Source organism: Nocardioides epinepheli, assembly GCF_037936805.1.
GTDB lineage: Bacteria > Actinomycetota > Actinomycetes > Propionibacteriales > Nocardioidaceae > Nocardioides.
Genome location: NZ_JBBMMC010000014.1, coordinates 24,130 through 46,660 on the forward strand (window position 1 = coordinate 24,130; position 22,531 = coordinate 46,660).

Annotated in this window: 22 protein-coding genes; 12 read left to right on the plus strand and 10 right to left on the minus strand. The window is 69.1% G+C overall.

Annotated elements, in window-relative coordinates; translation table 11 throughout:
- From WMR31_RS17410 to WMR31_RS17425, 4 genes are read left to right on the plus strand one after another with little or no spacing between them, the layout of a single operon-like run.
- A complete protein-coding gene (locus tag WMR31_RS17410) occupies nt 1-1,110 on the plus strand; it encodes a C4-dicarboxylate TRAP transporter substrate-binding protein (protein WP_340540151.1) in 1,110 nt (369 codons plus the stop codon).
- The gene (locus WMR31_RS17415) at nt 1,107-1,679 is read left to right on the plus strand and encodes a TRAP transporter small permease subunit (RefSeq protein WP_340540152.1); all 573 of its coding nucleotides are present in this window, start codon (nt 1,107-1,109) and stop codon (nt 1,677-1,679) included. The genes WMR31_RS17410 and WMR31_RS17415 overlap by 4 nt, the downstream gene beginning before the upstream one ends.
- Nucleotides 1,676-3,148, plus strand: a complete 1,473-nt coding sequence (locus tag WMR31_RS17420) for a TRAP transporter large permease (protein ID WP_340540153.1) — start codon at nt 1,676-1,678, stop codon at nt 3,146-3,148. Before WMR31_RS17415 ends, WMR31_RS17420 begins: the two co-directional genes overlap by 4 nt.
- Before the next feature lie 38 nt (nt 3,149-3,186).
- A complete protein-coding gene (locus WMR31_RS17425; RefSeq protein ID WP_340540258.1) occupies nt 3,187-3,831 on the plus strand; it encodes an RraA family protein in 645 nt (214 codons plus the stop codon).
- A 143-nt stretch (nt 3,832-3,974) separates the two neighbouring features.
- On the opposite strand, the gene pgm is transcribed toward WMR31_RS17425, so the two are convergent.
- Nucleotides 3,975-5,621, minus strand: coding sequence for a phosphoglucomutase (alpha-D-glucose-1,6-bisphosphate-dependent) (gene pgm, locus WMR31_RS17430; protein WP_340540154.1), 1,647 nt, complete (start codon nt 5,619-5,621; stop codon nt 3,975-3,977).
- 52 nt (nt 5,622-5,673) lie between these two features.
- Here pgm and WMR31_RS17435 point away from each other — a divergent pair, with 52 nt between their 5' ends.
- Nucleotides 5,674-6,069, plus strand: coding sequence for a hypothetical protein (locus WMR31_RS17435; protein WP_340540155.1), 396 nt, complete (start codon nt 5,674-5,676; stop codon nt 6,067-6,069).
- 128 nt (nt 6,070-6,197) lie between these two features.
- On the opposite strand, the gene WMR31_RS17440 is transcribed toward WMR31_RS17435, so the two are convergent.
- The 4 genes from WMR31_RS17440 to WMR31_RS17455 form a co-directional block, all read right to left on the minus strand.
- A complete protein-coding gene (locus WMR31_RS17440; protein WP_340540156.1) occupies nt 6,198-7,217 on the minus strand; it encodes an LLM class flavin-dependent oxidoreductase in 1,020 nt (339 codons plus the stop codon).
- Between the two features lie 109 nt (nt 7,218-7,326).
- The gene (locus tag WMR31_RS17445; protein ID WP_340540157.1) at nt 7,327-9,945 is read right to left on the minus strand and encodes a 5'-nucleotidase C-terminal domain-containing protein; all 2,619 of its coding nucleotides are present in this window, start codon (nt 9,943-9,945) and stop codon (nt 7,327-7,329) included.
- A gap of 166 nt (nt 9,946-10,111) precedes the next feature.
- A complete protein-coding gene (locus WMR31_RS17450) occupies nt 10,112-10,693 on the minus strand; it encodes a hypothetical protein (protein ID WP_340540158.1) in 582 nt (193 codons plus the stop codon).
- Between the two features lie 47 nt (nt 10,694-10,740).
- Nucleotides 10,741-11,340, minus strand: coding sequence for a LysE/ArgO family amino acid transporter (locus WMR31_RS17455; RefSeq protein ID WP_340540159.1), 600 nt, complete (start codon nt 11,338-11,340; stop codon nt 10,741-10,743).
- Nucleotides 11,341-11,410: 70 nt separating this feature from the next.
- Between WMR31_RS17455 and WMR31_RS17460 the strand changes: the two genes are divergently transcribed.
- Together WMR31_RS17460 and WMR31_RS17465 are read left to right on the plus strand one after the other, a co-directional pair.
- On the plus strand, nt 11,411-12,292 hold the full coding sequence (locus WMR31_RS17460) for a LysR family transcriptional regulator ArgP (protein WP_340540160.1): 882 nt from the start codon (nt 11,411-11,413) through the stop codon (nt 12,290-12,292).
- Between the two features lie 106 nt (nt 12,293-12,398).
- Complete coding sequence (locus tag WMR31_RS17465) at nt 12,399-13,811, plus strand: hypothetical protein (RefSeq protein WP_340540161.1); 1,413 nt, start codon at nt 12,399-12,401, stop codon at nt 13,809-13,811.
- An 82-nt stretch (nt 13,812-13,893) separates the two neighbouring features.
- On the opposite strand, the gene WMR31_RS17470 is transcribed toward WMR31_RS17465, so the two are convergent.
- Entirely contained in the window at nt 13,894-15,768 is a 1,875-nt protein-coding gene (locus tag WMR31_RS17470; protein ID WP_340540259.1) for an acyl-CoA dehydrogenase, read from the minus strand.
- Nucleotides 15,769-16,025: 257 nt separating this feature from the next.
- On the opposite strand from WMR31_RS17470, the gene WMR31_RS17475 reads away from it, so the two are divergent.
- The 3 genes from WMR31_RS17475 to WMR31_RS17485 all read left to right on the plus strand — a co-directional run bounded on the left by WMR31_RS17475 (nt 16,026) and on the right by WMR31_RS17485 (nt 17,915).
- Nucleotides 16,026-16,484 carry an RrF2 family transcriptional regulator gene (locus WMR31_RS17475; RefSeq protein WP_340540162.1) on the plus strand — a complete coding sequence of 153 codons (459 nt, stop codon included), beginning with the start codon at nt 16,026-16,028 and terminating at the stop codon, nt 16,482-16,484.
- A gap of 88 nt (nt 16,485-16,572) precedes the next feature.
- Entirely contained in the window at nt 16,573-17,115 is a 543-nt protein-coding gene (locus WMR31_RS17480) for a SigE family RNA polymerase sigma factor (protein WP_340540163.1), read from the plus strand.
- Nucleotides 17,112-17,915: a hypothetical protein gene (locus WMR31_RS17485; protein WP_340540164.1), complete on the plus strand. Its 804-nt coding sequence runs from the start codon at nt 17,112-17,114 to the stop codon at nt 17,913-17,915. The genes WMR31_RS17480 and WMR31_RS17485 overlap by 4 nt, the downstream gene beginning before the upstream one ends.
- 11 nt (nt 17,916-17,926) lie before the next feature.
- On the opposite strand, the gene WMR31_RS17490 is transcribed toward WMR31_RS17485, so the two are convergent.
- Nucleotides 17,927-18,343: a hypothetical protein gene (locus WMR31_RS17490; protein ID WP_340540165.1), complete on the minus strand. Its 417-nt coding sequence runs from the start codon at nt 18,341-18,343 to the stop codon at nt 17,927-17,929.
- 344 nt (nt 18,344-18,687) lie between these two features.
- Here WMR31_RS17490 and WMR31_RS17495 point away from each other — a divergent pair, with 344 nt between their 5' ends.
- The gene (locus WMR31_RS17495) at nt 18,688-20,121 is read left to right on the plus strand and encodes a hypothetical protein (protein WP_340540166.1); all 1,434 of its coding nucleotides are present in this window, start codon (nt 18,688-18,690) and stop codon (nt 20,119-20,121) included.
- 44 nt (nt 20,122-20,165) lie between these two features.
- Here WMR31_RS17495 and WMR31_RS17500 read toward each other — a convergent pair whose 3' ends face one another.
- The 3 genes from WMR31_RS17500 to WMR31_RS17510 form a co-directional block, all read right to left on the minus strand.
- On the minus strand, nt 20,166-20,828 hold the full coding sequence (locus tag WMR31_RS17500; protein WP_340540167.1) for a DUF2461 domain-containing protein: 663 nt from the start codon (nt 20,826-20,828) through the stop codon (nt 20,166-20,168).
- 83 nt (nt 20,829-20,911) lie between these two features.
- Nucleotides 20,912-21,394, minus strand: a complete 483-nt coding sequence (locus WMR31_RS17505) for a GNAT family N-acetyltransferase (RefSeq protein ID WP_340540168.1) — start codon at nt 21,392-21,394, stop codon at nt 20,912-20,914.
- Complete coding sequence (locus WMR31_RS17510) at nt 21,375-21,719, minus strand: hypothetical protein (protein ID WP_340540169.1); 345 nt, start codon at nt 21,717-21,719, stop codon at nt 21,375-21,377. Before WMR31_RS17510 ends, WMR31_RS17505 begins: the two co-directional genes overlap by 20 nt.
- Nucleotides 21,720-22,102: 383 nt before the next feature.
- Here WMR31_RS17510 and WMR31_RS17515 point away from each other — a divergent pair, with 383 nt between their 5' ends.
- On the plus strand, nt 22,103-22,477 hold the full coding sequence (locus WMR31_RS17515) for a VOC family protein (RefSeq protein ID WP_340540170.1): 375 nt from the start codon (nt 22,103-22,105) through the stop codon (nt 22,475-22,477).
- The last annotated feature ends 54 nt before the right edge of the window (nt 22,478-22,531 follow it).

Sequence of the window (22,531 nt, forward strand, 5' to 3'; positions counted from 1 at the left end):
ATGTCTCGAGCGTTCCGTCGTACCGCCCGCAGCCGCGTCGCGCGGCTCGGGGTGGGGGCCGCCGTCGCGGTATTGGCCGCGAGCGGGCTCAGCGCCTGCGGCGTCCAGGACGCCGACTACGTGCTGCACTACACGACCTACTCCAACCCCACCTCCGACCAGTCGCGCACCATGCAGCGCTGGGCGGAGGAGGTCGAGGAGCTCACCGACGGCGGCGTCCAGGTCCAGTTCCACTACTCCGAGAGCCTCGTGGGCGCCGACGAGTCGGTCCAGGCGACCCTTGATGGTCGTGCGGACCTGGCCCAGGTCGGATCCATCTACGCCGGCTCCGACCTGTCGATGTTCACCGTGATCGAGCTGCCCTTCGAGACCAAGAACCCCGAGGTGCAGATGACGGCGATCGAGCGTCTCTACGAGGAGAACGAGACCTACCGGGAGGACTTCGACCGCCAGGGCGTGCACCTGCTCTTCCCCCTGCCGTTGGGGATCGACATCGTCGGCCTGGAGGAGCCGGTCGACGATCTCGCGGACCTCGACGGGCGCAGCATCCGCTCCGGTGGCCTCACCTCCGAGGCGCTGCTCGCCGTCGACGCCAACCCGGTGGCGATGACCGCCACCGACATCTACGAGTCGATGGAGCGCGGCGTGATCGACGGGTACACCTCGCTCGCGGTGGCCAACCTGCCGACGTTCGGTCTCTCCGACACCACGCCCTACGTGCTCGACCCGGGAATCGGTTCGTACTCGTCCTCGATCGTGGTGATCAACGAAGACCTCCTGGACTCGATGCCCGAGGAGTACCAGCAGGCCATCGAGGAGGCCTCGGGCAATGCGATCGCGAACGGCCTGGAGGAGATGGACGCACTGGGCGAGCAGGCCTGCTCCGACCTGGTGGGCTCGGGTGCGGAGTTCTCGACCCTCTCTGACGCCGAGGTCGCCGAGTGGAAGGACGAGGCCGCCATCGCCGACGGCTGGGTCGACCGGTACGCCGATCGCGGCTACGACGCCGAGTCGGTGCTGGCCGACTACCGCCGGATCATCGAGGAGGAGACGCCTCAGTCCGACTACGCCGATCCCCTGATCAACTGCACCGAAGGAGATGCCCGATGAGCGTCTCGCCGACCATGCCGACCGGCACCGCATCGGTCGATCACAGTGAGGTGGCGCTGCCGCGCCCGGTCGCCCTGGTGGCGCGTGCGATGAGCGTCGCCGCGGGTGTCCTGCTGATCGCGCTGATCATGCTCACGGTCGCCGATGTCGTCAGCCGCAACCTGCGTGATCACTCGATCGTCGGCGCCGTGGACATGTCCACGATGCTGTTGGTCGCGGCGGCCTTCCTCGGCCTGGCCAGCGCCGAGCTGGACGGCAAGCACGTGACCGTCGATCTCTTCGAGGCGCGGTTCGCGCCGAGGGCGCGGTGGGCGCTGTCCCTGCTACGCGCCGTCATCCTGCTCGCGCTCGGCGTCCTTCTCACGTGGGGGCTGAGCGAGGTGCTGCTCAGCGCGCTCGAGCGCGGGGAGACGACCAACGACGTCCTGCGGCTCCCCACCTGGCCGGCCAAGGCCGTCCTCGTCGTCTCCTTCCTGGCCTACTTCGTGGTGGCCGTGTGGAAGGAGCTCCGGGCACATTCCGAGCTGACGGCCGACCTTGCCGACGAACAGAGCGGAGACCACCGATGACCGCCACCACCGCAGCCGTCCTGGTCCTCGTCCTGCTCCTCTTCTTCGGCCTGCTGGCCATCCGCCTGCACGTCGGCCTGTCGCTGATGAGCGCCGCCTTCGTGGGCGTCCTCCTGCTGCGCGGCACCGGCGCGGCCACGAGCACGGTGGCCAGCATGCCGTTCTCCACCTCGGCCAGCTACTCGCTGACGATCATCCCGCTGTTCATCCTCATGGGGGTCTTCGCAGTCCGAGCCGGACTGGCGCAGGCCGGCTTCGACCTCGCCTCCGCTGCGCTCAAGCGCCTCCCGGGCGGCCCGGCGCTCGCCTCGCTCGCCGGGTCCGGCATGTTCGCCGCGGTCACCGGCTCCAGCGTCGCCACGGTCGCGACGATGGCGCGGGTCTCGACCGACGCGATCGTCAAGGCCGGCTACGGCATCAAGCTCGCCGCTGGCGTCGTCTGCGCCGGTGGCACCCTCGGCGTCCTGATCCCGCCCTCGATCGTGCTGGTGCTCTACGGAGTGGTGACCGAGGAGAGCATCGGACAGCTGCTTCTCGCGGGCGTCGGGCCGGGCCTGCTGACGATCGCCGTCTACGCCGCGACCATCGTGGCGCTCGTCTCCCGGCAGCGCCGGCGGCAGGCACGGCGGCACGGTGACGGATCGACGCCACCCGTGGACGGGGGCCCCCGGACGTCGCCGCAGCCCGGGTCGCAGAGCCGCCGCGAGGAGAACCGTGCGATCGGCGGTGCGGGCTCCGGCTCGGGAACCGCCGTCCTGTCTCCCTCATCGGAGGGCCAGGGGACGGCGGCGGCAGCCCCGGCGACGCGACTCGACCTGGTCGGCTTCCTGTACCTGGTGGTGATCTTCGCCGTCTCGATCGGCACGATCTACCTCGGCGTCGCGACTCCCACGGAAGCCGCGTCCTTCGGTGCTCTCGCGGCGATGGTCATCCTGCTGCTGCGCACCCGGCCGCCGGCCTGGATGCGTGCGGTGGGGGAGTCCTTGAGCGAGGCCGTCGGACTGACCGCCATGACGTTCCTGCTGATGACCGGCGCGGGGGTGTTCACCTACTTCCTTGCGCTGACCGGTGCCAGCACCGAGCTGGTCGGCTGGGTACTCGGCGCCGATCTGCCGCCGTACCTCGCGCTGGTGCTGTGCCTGCTCCTGCTGCTCCCGCTGGGCATGTTCCTCGACGGCATCTCGATGATCCTGATCGCCGCCCCGCTGCTGCACCCCATCCTGGTCGGCTACGGCTTCGACGGGATCTGGCTCGGCGTCCTGATCGTGAAGGTCGCCGAGATGGCCCTGGTCACTCCGCCGGTCGGCATGAACGCCTTCGTCTACTCCGGTGCCGTGCGCGAGGCCGGGCTGGGGCGGGTCTTCCGCGGGATCGTGCCGTTCATCCTCGCCGACGTCGTGGTGGTCGCCCTGCTGATCGCCTTCCCCGACATCACCACCTGGCTGCCTGCTGTCTCCAGCACCCAGTGACTCTTCGTCTTCCGAGAAAGGACCTCTCCGTGTTCCAGATGAACGACATGCCCGCTCAGGTCGACCCCGCTCTCCTCGAGGAGCTCGACGACGTATGCGTCTCGACGCTCGGGCACCTGCGCGACCACGGCTTCGCGATCGGGCTGGTGCCGAACCGCCGGCCGATCCGCGTGGTCGGCACCGCGGTGACCGTGCGGATCCCCCACCTGGACTCCACCGCCGTCCACCTAGCGGTGGACCACCTGCGGCCGGGCGACGTCCTCGTCGTCGACCAGTCCGGCGACCACGGCCGCTCGTGCTTCGGCGGCCTGGTCTCCTTTGCGGCCAAGGCCCGAGGTGCCGCGGGCGCGGTGATCGACGGCTCGATCAACGACCACGACGAGACCGAGGCCTACGACTTCCCAGTCTTCTCCCGTGGCTACAGCCCGCTGACCACCCGCATCGGTGGGATCGAGGGCGCGATCAACGTCCCGGTGACCATCGGCGGCGCCGTAGTCCGTCCGGGCGACGTCGTCTTCGGCGACTCCGACGGCGTCGCCTTCCTCCAGCCCGAGGAAGCCGTCGGCCTCGGCGAGCTGCTACGCGGCAAGGAACAGGCTGAGGCGCCGGCGCGAGACAAGATCGCCGCCGGTGGCTCGCTGGCGGAGTTCTCCGGTGCGGTCGCGTGGCATCCGCGTAGGTGACTCGGGAGCCGTGCTGTCCGCCTGGCTTGGCCGCGGTGGGCCGCGCGGCATGTTACTGACCGTTGTGACCTCTGACCTGCTCTTACAAGCGCAGGTCAGAGGTCACAACGGTCAGTAACAAGCGAGACCGAGCCGCCCCCAGGTCAGCCGCCGAGAGCGGCGGTGACGACGTCCTGGGCGGCGGCCTGGACCTCGGCGAGGTGGTCGGGGCCGCGGAAGGACTCGGCGTAGATCTTGTAGACGTCCTCGGTGCCGGACGGGCGGGCGGCGAACCAGGACGACTCGGTGGTGACCTTGAGGCCGCCGATCTTCGCGTCGTTGCCGGGGGCGCGGGTCAGCTTGGCGGTGATCGGCTCGCCGGCCAGGGTGGTGGCGGCGACGTCGTCGGGGGAGAGGGCGGCCAGGGCGGCCTTTTGCTCGCGGGTCGCCGGGGCGTCGATGCGCGCGTAGGCCGGTGCGCCGTGGCGGGCGACCAGGTCGGCGTAGTGCTCGCTCGGGCTCCGGCCGGTGGTGGCGAGGATCTCCGAGGCCAGCAGGCACAGCAGCAGGCCGTCCTTGTCGGTGGTCCAAGTGGTGCCGTCCATCCGCAGGAACGAGGCGCCTGCAGATTCCTCGCCGCCGAACCCGAACGACCCGTCGATCAGCCCCGGCACGAACCACTTGAACCCGACCGGCACCTCGACGAGCGGCTTGCCGAGGTCGGCGGCGACGCGGTCGATCATGGAGGAGGAGACCAGCGTCTTGCCGATCCGCGCGGACTCCGGCCAACCGGGGCGCGCGCCGCCGAAGAGGTACTGGATGGCCACCGACAGGAAGTGGTTGGGGTTCATCAGCCCGGCGTCGGGGGTGACGATGCCGTGCCGGTCGGCGTCGGCGTCGTTGCCGGTGGCGAGGTCGAACTCCGAGCGTCGCGCGACCAGCGAGGCCATGGCGTCGGGGGAGGAGCAGTCCATCCGGATCTTGCCGTCCCAGTCCAGCGTCATGAACCGCCACGTGGCGTCGACCAGCGGGTTCACGACGGTGAGGTCGAGCCCGAAGCGGTCGGCGATCTCGCCCCAGAAGTGCACCGAAGCGCCGCCGAGCGGGTCGGCGCCGATCCGGACGCCGGCCCGCTTGATCGCTTCGAGGTCCACCACCGACGGCAGGTCGTCGACGTAGTGGCCCAGGAAGTCGTAGGAGCCTGCGGCGCGGCGCGCGGTCTCGAACGGCACCCGCTTCACCTCGGCGAGGTCGCCGCGGATCAGCGCGTTGGCGCGGTCGGCGATCGCCGACGTCGCATCGGTGTCGGCCGGGCCGCCGTGCGGCGGGTTGTACTTGAAGCCCCCGTCGGAGGGCGGGTTGTGCGACGGCGTCACGACGATGCCGTCGGCCAGTCCGGAGGCGTCGGCGCCCTTGCCCCGGTTGGCCGCGATGATCGCGTGCGAGACAGCGGGGGTGGGCGTGTAGCCGTCGCGGGAGTCGACCAGCACGGTCACGTCGTTGGCGGCCAGCACCTCCAGCGCGCTCGCCCACGCCGGCTCCGACAGCCCGTGGGTGTCGCGCCCGAGGAACAGCGGGCCGTCGATGCCCTGGGCGCGCCGGTAGTCGCAGATGGCCTGCGTCGTCGCCCAGATGTGGGTCTGGTTGAACGACGTCTTCAGCGAGCTGCCGCGGTGCCCGCTGGTGCCGAAGGCGACCTGCTGGTCGACGTCGTCGGGATCGGGCACGCCGGTGTAATAGGCGGTCACCAGGTGCGGGAGGTCGACCAGGTCGGACGGCGAAGCGAGCGTGCCAGCGCGAGGATCTGCCATGCCGGTCATCCTGCCGGACGCGGCCTCAGGTCGCACGCGAGACACTGGCCCCATGCGCTTCACCGAGCACGAGTTGACCGCCGCCCTGCACGGCGCCGCCAAGAGCGTCCTGGCCGCGCAGGACCGCAGCGTCCGCAAGGGACGCCGCACGATCGACCAGGCCTGGGACGAGCTCGACCGCTACCAGCGGTTCAAGCTGCTCGACGGCTTGGGCGGACAGGTGCTCCCCGCGCTGATCGCGCTGCCCGACGTCGACGTCGCGGCCGGGGAGCGGCCCACCTTCACCGACCAGCAGGTGCGCGCCGCCGTCGAGGAGCGGATGGAGGCAGGCAGCGGACTGCGCCGGCGCGCGCTGCTTGAGGCCCGCGTCGCGCTGGTGCGCACCGCCCTGGCCAGCCTGCCCCCGCGCCAGGACCCCGATGCGCTCATCGTCCCCGACCACCTCTGAGCCCTGTGGTGACACCCTCAGACGCCGAGTCGGCACTTGTGTTGAACACAAACGCCGACTCGGCGAAAAAGAAACGCCGAGTCGGCAGTTGTGCTTGACGTAAGTGCCGACTCGGCGGTCTTGGAGGGTCAGCGCCAGCCGAGGGCCGGAGCGATGTCCTTGACGACGGTCTCCAGCACGTGGGTGTTGTAGGCGACGCCGAGCTGGTTGGGAATCGTGAGCAGGAGGGTGTCGGCGGCGGCGATGGCCTCGTCCTCGGCGAGCGCCTTGATGAGCCGCTCCGGGACGTCGGCGTAGGTCTTGCCGAAGCGGGCGGCGCCGCCGTCGAGGAAACCGACCTGGTCCTGGCTGCGGGACTCGCTGCCGAAGTAGGCGCGGTCGAGGTCGCTGACGATCGGGAAGATGCTGCGGCTCACCGAGACCCGGGGCTCCCAGTCGTGGCCGGCGCTCTTCCAGGCGTCGCGGAAGCGCTGGATCTGCTCGGCCTGGAGCTGGTGGAAGGGCACGCCGGTGTCCTCGGTGAGCAGGGTCGAGCTCATCAGGTTCATGCCCTGCTCGGCCGCCCACTCGGCGGTCGCACGGCTGCCGGCGCCCCACCAGATCCGCTCGCGCAGCCCGGCCGAGTACGGCTCGACGCGCAGCAGCCCGGGCGGGTTGGGGAACATCGGCCGCGGGTTCGGTTCGGCGAAGCCCTCGCCCTCGATCACCTCGAGGAAGCGTCGGGTGTGCTCGCGGGCCATCGCCGCGTGGTCGTTCTCCGGCCCGGGGTCGTAGCCGAAGTAGCGGTAGCCGTCGATGACCTGCTCCGGTGAGCCCCGGCTGATGCCGAGCTGGAGCCGGCCGCCGGAGATCAGGTCCGCCGCACCGGCGTCCTCGGCCATGTAGAGCGGGTTCTCGTAGCGCATGTCGATGACGCCGGTGCCGATCTCGATCCGGCTGGTGCGCGCGCCGATCGCGGCCAGCAGCGGGAACGGCGAGGCGAGCTGCCGGGCGAAGTGGTGCACCCGGAAGTAGGCGCCGTCGACGCCGACCTCTTCCGCCGCGACCGCAAGGTCGATCGACTGGAGCAGCGCGTCCGCCCCGGTCTTGACCGCCGACTGGGGCGAGGGAGTCCAGTGCCCGAAGTTGAGGAATCCGATCTTCTTCATGACCGGCTCAACAAAAGTTGAATCGTCAATCTTCCCACGGACACGAGCAGGCCCGGCGGACGCCGTCCGTCGGGCCTGCTCTTGGGGGAGGGGGAGGAGGTGGAACGGCCTAGCGCCGAACGACCTTGATCCTGACCGTGGACGTCCGGGCCGAGGTGAGCGCGTCGCCGCGGTAGGTCACCTTCGCCTGGTACTTGCCGGCCTTGGCGAACTTGGCCAGCTTGACCGTCGCCACGCCGCTCACGACCTTCGCGGTGTAGGTCCGCTTGCCGATCTTGATCGCCACGACGCCGGTGGGAGTGAAGCCTGCAGTGCTGACCTGCACCTTCACCTTCGCCCTGGTCTTCTTCGCGATCACCCGCTTGGGCTGCACCGTGGTGCGTACGGTCGCGGCCGCCTTGGTGGCCACCACGGTGACGGCGGCGCTCGCGCTCGGCTCGACGGCGTCGCTGCCGAGGAAGCGGGCAGAGACCGAGTGATTGCCCACCGTGGCGAACGGCCCGACCGAGCCGGACGCCTTGCCGCCGGTCACCGGGAGGGTCGCGGTTCGGACGCCGTCGACGTAGAGCTCGGCCTGTCCGGTGGGAGCACCGGCGCTGGAGGCGACCGTCACCGTCACCGTTGCCTTGCCCTGCTTGACCGGCACCGAGCCGGGCGAGACGGTCACGACCGTGGTCGAGGCCACGGCCGGCGGGGCGGCGACGGTGAACGGGATCGACACCTCGGTGCCGGTGGCCGCGCCGGTGACCGTGAGCGACGCTGGGCCGACGGGCGTGCCGGCCGGGACGTCGACGCTCACGTGGGCGGTGCCGTACTCGTCGGAGGCGACGTCGCCGAGGGTGTTGTCGACGGGGAACGTGCCGAGCGAGGCGCCGCCGAGTGAGACCTCGACCTCGGCGTCCTTAGGGTCGGCCGCTCCGGAGAAGGCCAGCGAGCTCAGGTCGAGGTCGAGCGTCTCCCCGGCCAGAACCGAGGAGCCCGCGGGGAACGAGACGCCGACCGCGTGCTGCGTGGTGTCCGGCGTGACGTCGTCGCTCAGGTATTCCACCAGCGCGGCCTGCTCGGTCTTGTTGGCGGACTTGTCACCGGTCGAGGGGAATGTGAAGCCGGACGCGGCACTCTTGAGCGCCGAGCTGACCGTGACCGAGTACGACTTCGTGGGCACGAGGGCGGTGCCGTCGAGCCACATTCCGGTGATCCGCGAGCCGTCGGCCTGCGCCGGATCGTAGGTGTACCGGAAGCCCTTCGACGTGCCGAGCCGCAGCAGGCCCTCGGAGCGCCACTGCTGCTCCAGCACGTTCTCGATCTGGGCGCCGGTCATCAGCACCTTGCGCATGCTGGTGGTCGCGGAGGGCTGGACGCCGGCGACCTGCTTGAACGTGAGGGCCCCGGCAGCCAGATCGCCCTTGAGCACTCCGGGGTCGACGAACGACAGTTGGGCGGGTGCGGTGCCGACGTTTGCGGTAGTCGTGGCGCGCTGGGCCTCGGCCGCGAGATTGGCGAGGGTCGACTCGCCGCCCAGGTTCTCGGAGCCGTCGAGGAGGGTCGCCCGCGTCGCGGGTGCGCCCAGCGATGCGAGGGAGTAGTCGTCGAGGACTTGGATGCCGCGGAACTTGACGTCGTCGCCGCTCGCGCGGTTCTCGAGTCCGATGTAGCCGGTGTAGCGCGTGTCGCCGGGGCGGGTCGCGACCAGGGTGTCGTTGAGGAAGACCTGCACCTGGCTCGGCGCGACCGAGATCCGGTAGGTGTTCCACTCCCCGGCCGGCTTCACCGCCGCGGCGACGGCGTCGGCGTCGGGTGCCGTGGCGACCCCGCCGACCACGATCGCCCCGGTGGTAGCCCCGTTGGCGTCGGTGCCGATCGGGATCCGGATCGCGTCGGTGGCGGGGTTGATCCCGCCCAGCGGCAACGGACCGCGGCTGGCGGCCAGGAAGACGGCGGAGTTGTCACTGTCCGAGCCGCGGCGCCACTGCACCTCGAGGGTGTGTGGACCGTTCTGCTGAGTCCTGGTCCACAGTCCGCCGAGTCCGCGGAAGCCGCGGATCGTGCAGTCGGTCTGGCGGCCGAAGCCACCGGAGCCGTGCTTGCGCCATCCGTCGAAGGAGGCGAACGTTCCGTCGAACAGCGCGGTGTAGCCGGGCTTGGGCGAGGTCGGGGCGCACGGATCGAACTCGGTGCCGCCGACCTGGATCGCATCGAAGTTGAGACGGCAGAAGTCGACGCTGCGGTCGCAGTTGATCGAGATCGAGTTGGCGCCCTGGTTGAGAGGCACCGTCGTCTCGTAGACCCCCCAGGTCTCCCAGTGGCCGTACTCGTCACCGGTCAAGGGGTAGGTGATCTGCTGGCGAGCGCCGTTGACGGTCAGGCCCATGGACCGCGGGACGTTCTCCGCGGCGCTGAGGTCACCGGCGGCGTAGCGGATGTAGAGCGGATACGTGCCGGCCTCGGGGGCGTTGATCGACATGGTCGAGCTCATGCCGGTCTCCCGGAAGGTGTAGGACCCCCGTCCGGAGAAGTTGCCGTGGTCACCCTGGTTCCAGCCCGGGTTGCCGGCGATGACGCCGTCCTCGATCTCGGCCCAGCCGATCATCGTGTCGCCGACGGCGCCGGGCTCGTCGGAGGCGGCTTGGGCAGGGACGGCCGCGGCACCGACTACTCCGAGTGCGGCGCAGGTGAGGCCGAGCAGCCAGCTGCGGGTGCGGCGGCGGAGGGGGGACAGACGGGACACGGATGCTCCTCGCTGACATGCCTGTGACCCGCGCCACAGGGACCAGCGTCGACCGTAGACCCGTTCAGTTCACTATGTCGAATTTGATTCCGAAATCTGGACGATCCTCCGGTTTAGTTCGCCTACGTGTCCCCGGTTCAGCGCTGCCGTTCGATGGGGAATGCCCTCACTCCCGGTAGGCGCGGTCGAACACCTCTACCGAGTCGTAGTCGGCTGGGACGCCGTCGGTGAAGCTGTCACAGTCCATCACGGCCTTCTTACCGGTGTCGGGTGCGGCGGTGGCGCGGCAGTCGATCTCGAGCAGGGTGAGGTCGTCCTTGTAGAACTTGAAGACCAGGCTCGGGTCGTAGGTGCTGCTCTGATCAGAGGAGCGCTTGTTGGTCACGACCAGATCGGCGATGCCGCTGTCGGCGGCCGGGTCGTTGACGAAGGACCAGCCCTCGGCGTAGTGGTAGTCGCGGATCTCGAAGGCCTGCCCCTCGGTGATCGTCATCGGATCGCGGCGCGAGCCGGGGTAGTTCTCGCCCTGGACCGAGGTCTCGGCCGCCTTGAAGACACCGGTCACAGCCAGCCAGCCGAGGGCGAACGCGCCCCCGCAGAACAGGACGACGCCGACGCTCACCCAGATCAGCACGTTGCGCGTGGTGTTGTTGGGCCGCTGCGGGCCCTGCTGATACGGGTTGGGGTAGGCCCCTGGCTGGTACGGGTACGGCTGCTGTCCGTAGGGGCCGGGCGGCGTCTGCGACATGAGGGCATTGTGTCCCGTCCGCGGGCGACCAATCCTGCCGACCCACCTCAGCCGCCCAACGCGAGCATCAGGGCGATGCCGAGCATGGTCAGACCGATGAGGACGTCGAGGATCTGCCACGCCCGCGGGGTCGCCAGCGCGCGGTGGGCCATGCGCGCGCCGTAGCCCAGTGCGGCGAACCACACCAGGCTGCCCACGCAGGCGCCGCCGGCGAACCACCATCGCGCCTGATGGGTGTTCGCGATCGACCCGAGCAGTAGGACGGTGTCGAGGTAGACGTGCGGGTTGAGCCACGTGAGCGCGAACGCCGTGCGCAAGGCCTTGCCGAGAGTCGCGCCCTGGCCGGTCGCGGCGTTCAGTGACTCCTTGCGCCGGGCGCGGCGCAGTGCCCCGATGCCGTACCAGGTCAAGAACGCGACTCCGGCCCAACGGACGACGTCGATGACCCACCCGGCCTGTTCGATGATCGTCCCGATCCCGGCCACGCCCGCCACGATCAGCACCAGGTCGGAGAGTGCGCACACGGCGACGACCGGGCCGACATGCCGGCGGGCGAGCCCCTGGCGCAGGACGAAGGCGTTCTGCGCACCGATCGCGATGATCAGGCTGAGTCCGGTGGCGAGACCGGCAAAAGCAGAGGCGAGCACGCGGCCAACCGTAGGGACGGGAGCGTGTTCAGAGAAGCGAAAGAATCTGAAGACTCTTTAGAGTTACTACATGGCGCCAGACCAGCTCGCAGCCCTCGCCGCGATCGTCGACCAGGGCACCTTCGAGGCCGCGGCACGCAGTCTCCACGTCACGACCAGCGCCGTCAGTCAGCGCATCCGTGGGCTGGAGGCGGCCGTGGGGCAGGTCGTCGTACGCCGGGCGACGCCGTGCGTGCCGACTCCGGCGGGTGAGGTGCTGGTCCGGCTCGCCCGCCAGACGGCACTCCTGAACGCCGAGGCACGCGCCGAGCTGACCGCGGGAAGCAGGTCTAGGGTCGATCTGCCGATCGCGGTGAACGCCGACTCGCTCGCCACCTGGTTCCGTGTCGCGCTGCGCGAGGTCGCTTCCTGGGACGACGTCGCCCTGCGGATCCATGTCGAGGATCAGGCCTACTCCGCCGACCTGCTGCGCCGTGGCGACGTCCTCGGCGCGGTGACGTCCGACCCGGTGGCGGTCCAGGGGTGTGTCGTCGAGACTCTCGGTGCGCTCCGCTACCGCCCGGCCGCGTCGCCGGAGTTCGCCGAGCGCTGGCGGCACGGACGTGGGTACGACTGGGCGGCCATGCCGGTGGTGGTGTTCAACGAGAAGGACGCTCTCCAGCACGAGCTCCTGGCCGCGCGTGGCGTGGCGGTGCCGCCGGTGGTGCACCGCGTGCCTACGTCGGCTGACTTCCACGAGGCGATCCGCCTCGGCCTCGGCTGGGGCCTGCTCCCCACGCCGCAGCTCGCACCCGACCTCGCTGCCGGCGACCTCGTGTCCCTCTCCGCCCGCGACCACGTCGACGTTGCCTTGTACTGGCAGCGGTGGCGCCTGGACTCGCCGATGCTCCGCCGACTCGGCGAGGCGGTGCGGGCGGCAGCCGCCGGAACTCTGCGGTCGCCCTCGGCCTGAGGTTCGACAGCGCGTCTCCCGATCGGACCCTGGTCATCCGGTTTACGCGCCGCGGTCCATGGCAATGAGCCTTCCATCATTTCCATCTCGGGGCTCAGGAGTAGACATGACCACCTACGACACTCTCCCAGGAACGGTCGAGAAGATCATCGATGCGGCGATCGAATCGCACATGTCGAATGCTCAGTGGGAGGGCGACGTCACGCAGGGGTTCAAGAACTGGCGCGGCGGAACCGGCGACGGCTATTGGCATATTGCCCCTCCGGGAAACCCGCGCTCTGCGGGGGGACAGGTCACCGACGGTGATGGGAAGCCGGTCGAGTTCAACGACGGAACCAATGTCGGACGCGACATCTACGGTCACTGGGAGACGACGATCCGGACGGTATTCGAGCCATGGCTGTCGTTGCCAGATCCAGAAGCCTTCGACGCCGCCACCCGAACCTTGGCCGACAATGCCTGGGAGATCTCGGTGACGACCGATGGGGACAACGCCGTCACCAAGATCGGCAATCCCGCCATGGAGAGCTTGAGTTACCTGAGGGAGAAGGGCTCGACGATGTCGAGCGAGTTCTGGAACGACTTCATGGAGAAGTACGCGTTCCCGCTTCCTTCGGTTGTCCACGGCCAGTACGAGATGCTGGCCTTGGCAAGTATCTCGGTTGTTGGTGAGCGCCTGGCGTGGGTGAACGCTCGTAGCGATGTCTGTGAGCTCGCCGACAATGCACTTAAGGCGATGATCAATGCGCGGTACGCCGGCGGCGGTGGGAGTTGGTCCTCGCTGCTCAAGACGCTGGGAACGATCGCTGGCATCGCTGCGGTGTTCCCGACGCCTGCAAAGCCTATTCTCGCCGGGGCGGGGACGATCCTAAGTGGACTCGCAACCCTGATCGGGACGACGGAGCCGCCGAAGCCGGAGCCGATCAAGTTCGGAGCCCAAGATCCCGCAGCCTGTTGGGAACAGGTGGTCGAGGGGCTGCGCCAGTTGAACCTGGCGATCATCGACCAGGAGGCCAAGCTTTACGAGGCGATCAATGAGGCATTGAAGTACTACGCAGACTTCCCACACGCGTTCGACCTGAAGGCCCCCGACTTGCCGACCGTCCCGTCGGGCGAACTGAGGACGGACCTCATTGACGTCGAACCCGATGACGTCAAGCACATCGCCAAGAAGACCCTCCCCCGGATCGCCGGCAACCTGACCGCCGCGGCCGCGCTCGATCCGGCCAAGACTCCGCACGCATGGCAGCGCGAGGGCCTTATCGGTCTCACGCATCAGGGCTTCTACCCGAGCTGGGCCGAGCTGGTCGCCAATGCCGAGTACCTGTGCTCGGACACCGCTTACGAGCTCTTGCAGAGCGCTACGGCTTTACAGGCCGCTATCGGCGAGGTCGAAGCAGCCGACGAAGAGTCTGAGGCTGCCGCGCGCAAGGTGCGCGACGAGGTTCGAGCCGAGCTTGACTACGTGCCCCCTCCCGGTGCGCCGGTCGACCCCGTCCCGCCCTACGGACGTCCTTGATCAGAGCTATCCGAGCTCGTCATGAGACGTTGACCCGGCCCGTCGGTCACGACGGGCCGGGCCGGCGACCGATCCGCCGTGCTCAGAAAGCCGCCTCGTCGAGGTCCATCAGCGAGAGGTCGGTGGCCTCGGCGATGGCGCGCTCGGCGGAGATCTTCGGCAGGTTGTACTGCGCGAAGAACTGGGCCGCGGCGACCTTGCCCTCGTAGAACGCCTTGTCCTTCTCCGAGACCTCGCCGGCGAGCTTGCCGAGTGCGACGTCGGCGCCGCGCAGCATGAGCCAGGCGCACACGACGTCGCCGAGCACCATCAGGATTCGGCTGGTGTTGAGGCCGACCTTGTAGATGTTGCGGACGTCGTCCTGCGACGACATGAGCTCGTTGATGAGGTGGGAGACCATCGCGTTGGCGTCCTCGAGCGCGGTGGCGAGCAGTGCTCGCTCGTTCTTGAGGCGGCCGTTGCCGCCCTCGGCGGCGAGGAAGGCCTGGATCTCGGCAGCGACCGCTCCGAGCGCACGGCCCTGGTCCTTGACGATCTTGCGGAAGAAGAAGTCCTGGCCCTGGATCGCGGTGGTGCCCTCGTAGAGCGTGTCGATCTTCGCGTCGCGCACGTACTGCTCGATCGGGTACTCCTGCAGGAAGCCCGAGCCGCCGAACGTCTGGAGCGACTCGGTGCCGAGCAGCACCCACGAGCGCTCCGAGCCGTAGCCCTTGACGATCGGGAGCAGCAGGTCGTTGACCGCGTGCGCCAGGCGGACGTCGTCGGAGTCGGCGTCGCCGGCGTGCTCGGCGATCTGGATCCGGTCCTGCCAGGACGCCGTGTAGAGCACGAGGGCGCGCATCGCCTCGGCGAACGACTTCTGCACCATCAGCGAGCGCCGGACGTCGGGGTGGTGGGTGATCGTGACCCGCGGCGCGGTCTTGTCGCCGGACTGGGTGAGGTCCGCGCCCTGCTGGCGCTCCTTGGCGAACTCGAGCGCGTTGAGGTAGCCGGTGGAGAGGGTGGCGATGGCCTTCGTGCCGACCATCATCCGGGCGTTCTCGATGACCTGGAACATCTGCGCGATGCCGTTGTGCACCTCGCCCAGGAGCCAGCCGCGGGCCGGCTCGCCGCCGCCGATCGAGGCGTCACCGAAGGTGACCTCGCAGGTGTTGGAGACCTTGATCCCCATCTTGTGCTCGACATTGGTGACGTAGGCGCCGTTGCGCTCGCCGGTGAGCTCGCCGGTCTCGTGGTCGAAGTGGTACTTCGGCACGAGGAACAGGCTCAGCCCCTTGGTCCCGGGGCCGCCCGCACCCTCGACGCCGACCGGACGAGCGAGCACGAGATGCATGATGTTCTCGCTCATGTCGTGCTCGGCGGAGGTGATGAATCGCTTGACGCCCTCGATGTTCCACGAGCCGTCGTCGTTGAGCGTGGCCTTGGTGCGCCCGGCGCCGACGTCGGAGCCCGCGTCGGGCTCGGTGAGCACCATGGTGGTGCCCCACTGCCGGTCGACCATGATCTGGGCGATCTGCTTGTCGCGCTCGTTGCCGTTGCGGTGCACGACACCCGCGAACGCCGGGCCTGCGGCATACATCCACACGGGCGCGTTCGCTCCGAGCACCATCTCGCCGAAGCCCCACACGAGCGAGGACGGCGCCGGCGTGCCGCCGAGCTCCTCGGAGATCTGCAGGCGCCAGTACTCGGAGTCCATCCAGGCGTCGTAGCTCTTCTTGAACGACTCCGGGACGGGCGCGGTGTGGGTGGCGGGATCGAAGACGGGGGGGTTGCGGTCGCTGTCCTCGTAGGACGCCGCGAGGTCCTCGCGGGAGAGGCGCTCGATCTCGCCGAGGATGGAGCGAGCGGTGTCGCTGTCGATCTCCGCGAATGGTCCGGTGCCCAGGATCTCGTCGCGTCCGAGCACCTCGAAGAGGTTGAACTCGATGTCGCGAAGGTTGCTCTTGTAGTGGCTCACTGCCCACCGTCCCTTGCTGCTCATGGCCGCCGCGTCGACGGCCGGTGCGTCCGGATGTGCCTCAACCGCTTGGGTTACTGGTAAGGATACCGATCAGTAACTTGATGATAGAAGGCCTGTCGGAGCCAGGCAAGAAGACCCCGGGATTGGTGACCTGGATCTCGGCCCTGTGGATCGGAGTCCATGACGTGCCGCCGACGTGCCACGATGCCCACCATGTCGAGTGTTCGACCCGACATATCTGACACACTGGCCTCATGCGAGTTTCCGCCAAGTCCGACTACGCGTTGCGCGCCCTCATCGAGATGGCGGGTCGCGCCGACGGCAAGGCGGTCAGTGCCGAGGAGCTCGGCCGACTCCAGGAGATCCCGCACGGATTCCTCCAGGCGATCCTCGCCGACCTGCGCCGTGCGGGCATCGTGATGTCCCAGCGTGGCCAGTCCGGCGGGTGGCGGATGGGCCGCTCGGCCGACGACGTCTCGGTCGCCGACGTGATCCGCGCCGTCGACGGCCCGCTGGTGTCGGTCTACGGTCTGCGGCCGGAGTCGGTGACCTACAACGACTCCGCCGACGTCCTCCAGCACGTGTGGATCGCGGCCCGGCGCTCGCTCCGGGACGTCTTCGAGCAGGTCTCGATCCAGCAGCTCGCCGACGGCAAGCTCCCGAAGGCGGTCACCTCCCGCACCGCCGACGACGACGCCTGGCAGCCGCACTGACTCATCGGCCCAACCGTTCTGGCAGGCGGTGTAACGGATCGGGTGCTCACGGCGTCGAGAGGGTGACGCCGATTCACCAGGAGTGAGCATGACCGACCGGGCCAGTGAGCGCGACGCGGAGTTCGAGGAGTTCGCCCGAGCGCGAACGCCCGGGCTCTACCGCTCTGCCTGGCTCTTGTGCGGCGATCACCACCTCGCCGAGGACCTCGTCCAGGAGACTCTGGCCAAGGTCTACGCGCGGTGGGGATCGCGTTGGGGCCGCCGGCTCGACAATCCGGCGGCCTATGCCCAGACCACGCTGACCCGCACGTTCTTGAGCGCGCGACGTCGGCGCAGCAGCACCGAACGACCGACCGACGTCCTCCCCGAGCCGCCGGTCGCGGACGGATTCGATCGCGAGGACCGGGCGGTCCTGCTCGCTGCCCTCGCCGACCTCGAGCCGGCCGATCGCACGGTGCTGGTGCTGCGCTACCTCGAGGATCTCAGCGTCGCCGAGACCGCGGAGCAGATGGGCACCAGCGCGGGAGCCGTACGGACTCGCAGCAGCCGAGCCGCCGCGCGCCTGCGCCCGGTCGTGGAGCGCTCACTCGCCATCACGCCATCCGATCCCGAGAAGGTAAGCAAGCCATGACCGACCACGATCTCGACACGACCCTCGACCCCGCCGTACGACACGGTGTGCGCGCGGCGACCGACGACCTCATGCCCGACGTCGAGCGCCTGGTGCGCGGCGGCGCCGCACGAGGCCGGACCCTTCGCCGGCGGCGCCGCATCGGAACCTCGCTCGCCACGGTCGCCGCGGTCGGCGTCATCGGCGCCGTGGCGAGCGTTGGGCCGGGCATCCTGGACGATGACGCGCCGACCCCGGTCGCCGTCGCCGACCGCGGCTCCGCGCCGGCAGACGGATTGGAGTCCGCCGGGGCACCCGCGCCGACCCAGTCGTCCTACGACCTCGCCGTGAGCGCGGGAGACGCCCCGGCCCGGATCGCCGAGCTGATCGGCGAGGGTGACCTCGGCGCCGTCCAGACGGGCGGCACGTTCCAGTTCGTCGACGAGCCCGAGCGGAAGATCGTCCACTTCCTGTGGGACGGCACCCTCACCACCTTCGGCATCGAGCGCTCTGCCGGCGACGCCGACCCGCTCGATTCGTGCGAGAAGGCGCTCGACCCCTCGTACCGGCCGCCCGGCGCAGCCGCGCCCGCGCGGGGCGAGTGCGTGCAGGTCGACGCAGGTGTGCTGTTGCGCAGCGGTCCCGACCATGCAGATGGGGTGATCGCACAAGGAGCAACCTTCTGGACCCGCGGCTACGTGGTCACCGTGCTTTCCTACAACGCCCCCGACGGCAAGGACGTCGCGCCGACCCTCGCCGCGCCCGCGATCTCGCTGCCGGACGCCGAGCGGATCGTGCGCAGCGACGTCTGGTTCGACTGATCAACCGATGATCACCCGGTGGGGGAGAGCCGGCGAGGCCGCCTCCCCCGCCGCGGGTGGGGTACCGCACGTCGCTCCGCTGCCGCCGACGCGCGGCGCAGCCGTTCGATCTCGGGGCGACGGTCGGCTGTGGTCGCGACCTGGAGTCGCGATGGCGGCGGCACCTCGAGGGAGGCGGTGCCGAATCCGGCGATCCGCCCGAACGAGCGCCAGGTGGCCGCGTCGTCGTCGGCGAGGATCAGGTGCACCCGGTCGGGCCCGCTCGCCAGGGGCGACCAGATCTCGAGCGCCGCGGCCAGGCGGTCGACCGGCTCCGAGCCCGACGCGCGGGCGCAGGTGAGCACGATGTGGACGTCGAGTCCGTCCCACGCGGACACCAACCTGCGCGCGTAGTCGCGACCCGACGTGGCGAGGAGCGGTCGGCTCATCACGAGGGTGTCTCGTCCGGGGTGTGTGCGATCGACTGACGCCGAGAGCCCTGCGGAACACGGCCAGGTGGCCTTGCGCACCCCCAGTTCCTGCAGGGCATGGCCATGCTGCTCGAGCGCTGCGGCGATGACGTCGCCCGATCCGTCGTTCAGGCCGATGTGGAGGACTGCCGAACGCCTACGCACCATGACGCCACCGTGTGGGCGTCGGGTGAGCACGGGGTGAACAGGGCGTGCCCAGGTGCCGTTCTCTGGGTGTCCGGCAGGGGGGCAGGGGTTTGTCGCTCTGAGACGCGGGTAGATAGCCGCTTGATGTATGCCATCCATCGCAGGAGGAGAACTCAGTGACCGATTACAGCTTCGATGCGGTCGGTGAGCAGATGAAGAAGATGCTGGACAACGCGATCCAGACCTATCTCTTCGAGCACGAGTGGATCGGCACGCCCACGGACGGATTCGAAGGCAGCGGTTGGGACACGCGCCTACCGCGGGTGAGTGCGGCGCATGCGGGCACCATCCAACTGCGGTTCAACATGATGTCCCAGACGCGGACCGCTCGGATCCCGCCCGGCGCGCGGTACGTCAAGGACGAGCAGGAGGGCTACCTCTTGTACCAGGTCTACGAGCTCGACCCGTACGTCGACATCTACGAGCCGATCATCGACCGCGTCAACAAGGCATTCCTCGGCTGGCGGACCCTGCCGGACCCGGCAGACTTCGCGGCGGTGAAGGGTGTGCTCGCCGACGTCGTCGACGAACTGACTCCGGATGAGCAGCAGGACGGGAGCTACTCGTTCGTCGACGTGAAGGTGCAGAGCGCGATCGAGCTGATGAACAAGTGGGTGAGCCCGCAGGGTCAGCAGGCATCGTCCGACCTCCTATTCGCCTTCGACTCCGCCTACGGGGTCGGCCGGATCACCGGCGTGATGACCAACCAGGCCCAGGTAGCCGCCGGGCTCGGCCTCGCGGTAGCGGGCGAGGAGCAGGTATGGACCAAGGCGCGGGCCGACCTGATGGCCATCGCTGTCGACGGTGCCGAGGCATTGCGCTGGGACGGTGGCGGAGGCGGCACCATCGACCTCGGGGTCGTCAAGGCGTTCGTCGACCTGGTGAAAGTCTTCACGCCGGCCAGTCTGGGCATCTTGATGGACGGCCTCTCCGCCGGAATCGGCTTCCTCCAGGAGGTGATCCCGGAGCAGACCACCGAGAAGAAGGAGTCCACGATCTCCGGTGGCAGCGCGATGGAGGTGCTCGCCAACATCGAGAAGGCGGTCAGTGACCTGGAGTCGGCCATCTTCAACGAGGAGCAGGAGATCGCGAAGAAGATGCGGAAGCTGGGGGAGATCATCGGCAGCCGCAATGCCGAGGACTTCCACATCCACCCCGGCGCCGGCGTCGACGAGACCTTCGCCAAGGCTGCGGAGATCCGGATCAACGTCGACATGGTCCGCACCATCGGCACGCGCGACGTCCCCACCATCGCCGGCGCATTCCTCGACGCCGCCGACCTCGCCTCCGGCCAGACGGGCAGCGGGATCTGGAGCCGGGAGCAGAACATCGGCTACGGGTCGATTGGACCCCACACACCCTGGAACGCCCGGATGTCCGACCTCGACGCGATGGCCACAGGGTCGGCTCGAGAACTGGTGGAGGCTGGGCGCCGACTGGCCATCGCCGCCGGCTGGGTCGAGGACTCCGACATCTCGTCGCACTCGGCCATCTCCGATCACAAGGACGAGCTGGATCGAGGCAAGTACGAGTGGTCCGCGTCCAGCTAGTGTCCTGTCAGTGCAACAACCTGACATGACACTAGCGCCCTGGGTCATCTGCGATCGCGCGCATCCTCGGGCACGCCGGCGACGGCGCGTTGAAGCCAGGTGACCAGCGGCCGCAGGGCGCGCCAGTCGTCGCGGATGATCGTGAGCATCGCCGGGGTGTGGATGACCTTCTCGAAGCCGTAGGAGCGGCCGAGGATCACCTGCTTGTGGCGCAGCAGCTCGATGCGCGGGTGGTCCGCGTCGTAGCCGCGCGGCGTCGTCTTGAGCCGGTCGCCGCCGAGCTCGTAGCCGGCCTTCTCCAAGGTGGTGAGGGTTCGGCGTAGTGTGCGACCGGTCCGGTCGTCGGCGATCGCGTCCCGGATGGCCGCCAAGCGAGCACCGCTCGCTTCGTAGAAGCCGCCGCCGACCCGGACGCCGCGCGGGGACAGCTCGACGTACCACCCCATCGCCGGACCGGCGGCCACGAAGGCGCCCTGGTGGGTCTTGTAGGGCGTCTTGTCCTTGGCGAACCGGACGTCGCGGTAGGGCCGGAAGATCTTGGCCTTGCCGAACTCGGGTTCGAGGGCCGCGGTGAGTGCGATGAACGGCTGCCGCACCGACTCGTCGTACACCGCCTTGTGCGCCTCCCAGAACGACTTGGTGTTGTCCATCTCGAGGTCGTCGTAGAAGTCGAGGGCCGCTACGGGGAACCCGGTAAACGAGGACATGCGAGGAGCGTATGGGTCTAACTGGGTGTGGTCCCATTGGCGCCCGCTCACGCTGCAGCGTCTACAGGCGTGCCGGTGAGCGGTCAACCGAGGAGAACATGACGGAAGGCGACCTCCCGCCCAGAGTCGCGAACCTCACCGGAGGAGTGCCAACCAGTGGCCTCGTAGAAAGTGCGCCCTCGTTCGTAGTCGGCGAGCGTCCAGAGGATGGCTTGGCCGTAGCCTCCGCCACGCAGGTCATCGAGGGCGGCATCCATGAGCCGACGCCCCACCCCGCGACGCCAGGCGGAGGGCGCGACAGCGATGGTGTCGAGCTCTCCGAGGTCAGGGTCAATCGGATAGCGACTCGGTCCCGTACCCACAAAGCCGACGACGGACCCGCCACTTTCGACCAGCTGCCAACGCACGAGCTCGGCGTCTAGGTCTCGCGACCAGCGAGCAATCTGCGCAGCGTCAAGCACGCGCGGCGGCATCAGGTCCGTGAAGCCGTCGTTCCACGACTCGACGTACACCCGGGCGACCCCTTCGGCGTCCGCGGGGGTCGCCTCACGCAAGTGAAGATCCACGTCGGCAGTTTCGCAGCGGAACGCACAGATAGCACAGATAGATCGTGCCGAGGAGGTCCGTAGACGGTTGACGGATGCTCTCGTTGCGAAGCATGCGCATGTCGGGGATCGGGCTGCGCTCCTCGGGCGGCTGATCGAGGAAGAGGAGCCCGAACGGCGCGTGAGTGTCGTGAGCGAACTTCTCCAGTTGCTTGACGGTGGGCTTGCTGCCACTCAGCCAGGCGGCCAAGTTTGGTGCGCGGCGGTGGGCGGTCTCATCGTCCCACCCGGCGCTTCCCGCGGCCCACGTCAGGAGGTCGGGAGACGCGGCGACTCGTGTCACCATCTGGGCTCCCTCCCCTCAGGCATGTTCTGCGGCGACTCTAGCGGCGGCTACCGACGTAGTCGGGCCGATCCCTGCGGGTCCGCGGATCCGTTGGGGCAGGCCGGGGGCGGACAACTGCGGTAGCGTGACGGCAACGTCGCGTGCCGGTGGCAGTCCCTGTCAGGCATGGAGGCGTCGGGCCCCGGGAGACGACGATGACCTCGCCGCACCCATCGATCCCGCATGTCTGGTGACGCGTGGCGAAAGCTCTTGGGCGCTCCGCGCGGCGCCACGCCGGCTGACCCGGCGAGCCCGCGCGCTCCGCCGTCGGCATGAGCAGCCCGCAGCCCTGCCAAGCCGACGAAGCCCGCCGACGCCGGACGAAGCCCGACGAATGGAAGCCGATGACCGCCACCTTCAACCACATCATCATCCCTGCTCACGACGCCGCCGCCTCGGCGGCGTACTACCGGAACCTCCTGGAGATCGACGACGCTGCGTCGTGGGGGCCGTTCGCCAATCTGATCATGAGTGACGGCGTGCTCCTGCAGTTCGCCAAGCCGCCAACCGTCTTCGACGCGCTGCACTTCGCCTTCCTCGTCGACGACGACCACCTCGACCGGTCGCTCGCCTGGCTGGACGAGACCGGCAGCGACTACTGGGGAGATCCGCAGCGCACGCAGCTCAACGAGGTCCGGCACGAGGACGGCGGACGGGCGATCTACGTCCTCGATCCGGGCGGGCACCTGGTCGAGCTGCTCACCCGGCCGTATGTGTGAGCAGCACCCGGTGCGCGAATGAGGTAAGGCTACCCTTAGGTTGTTCGCGCCCCG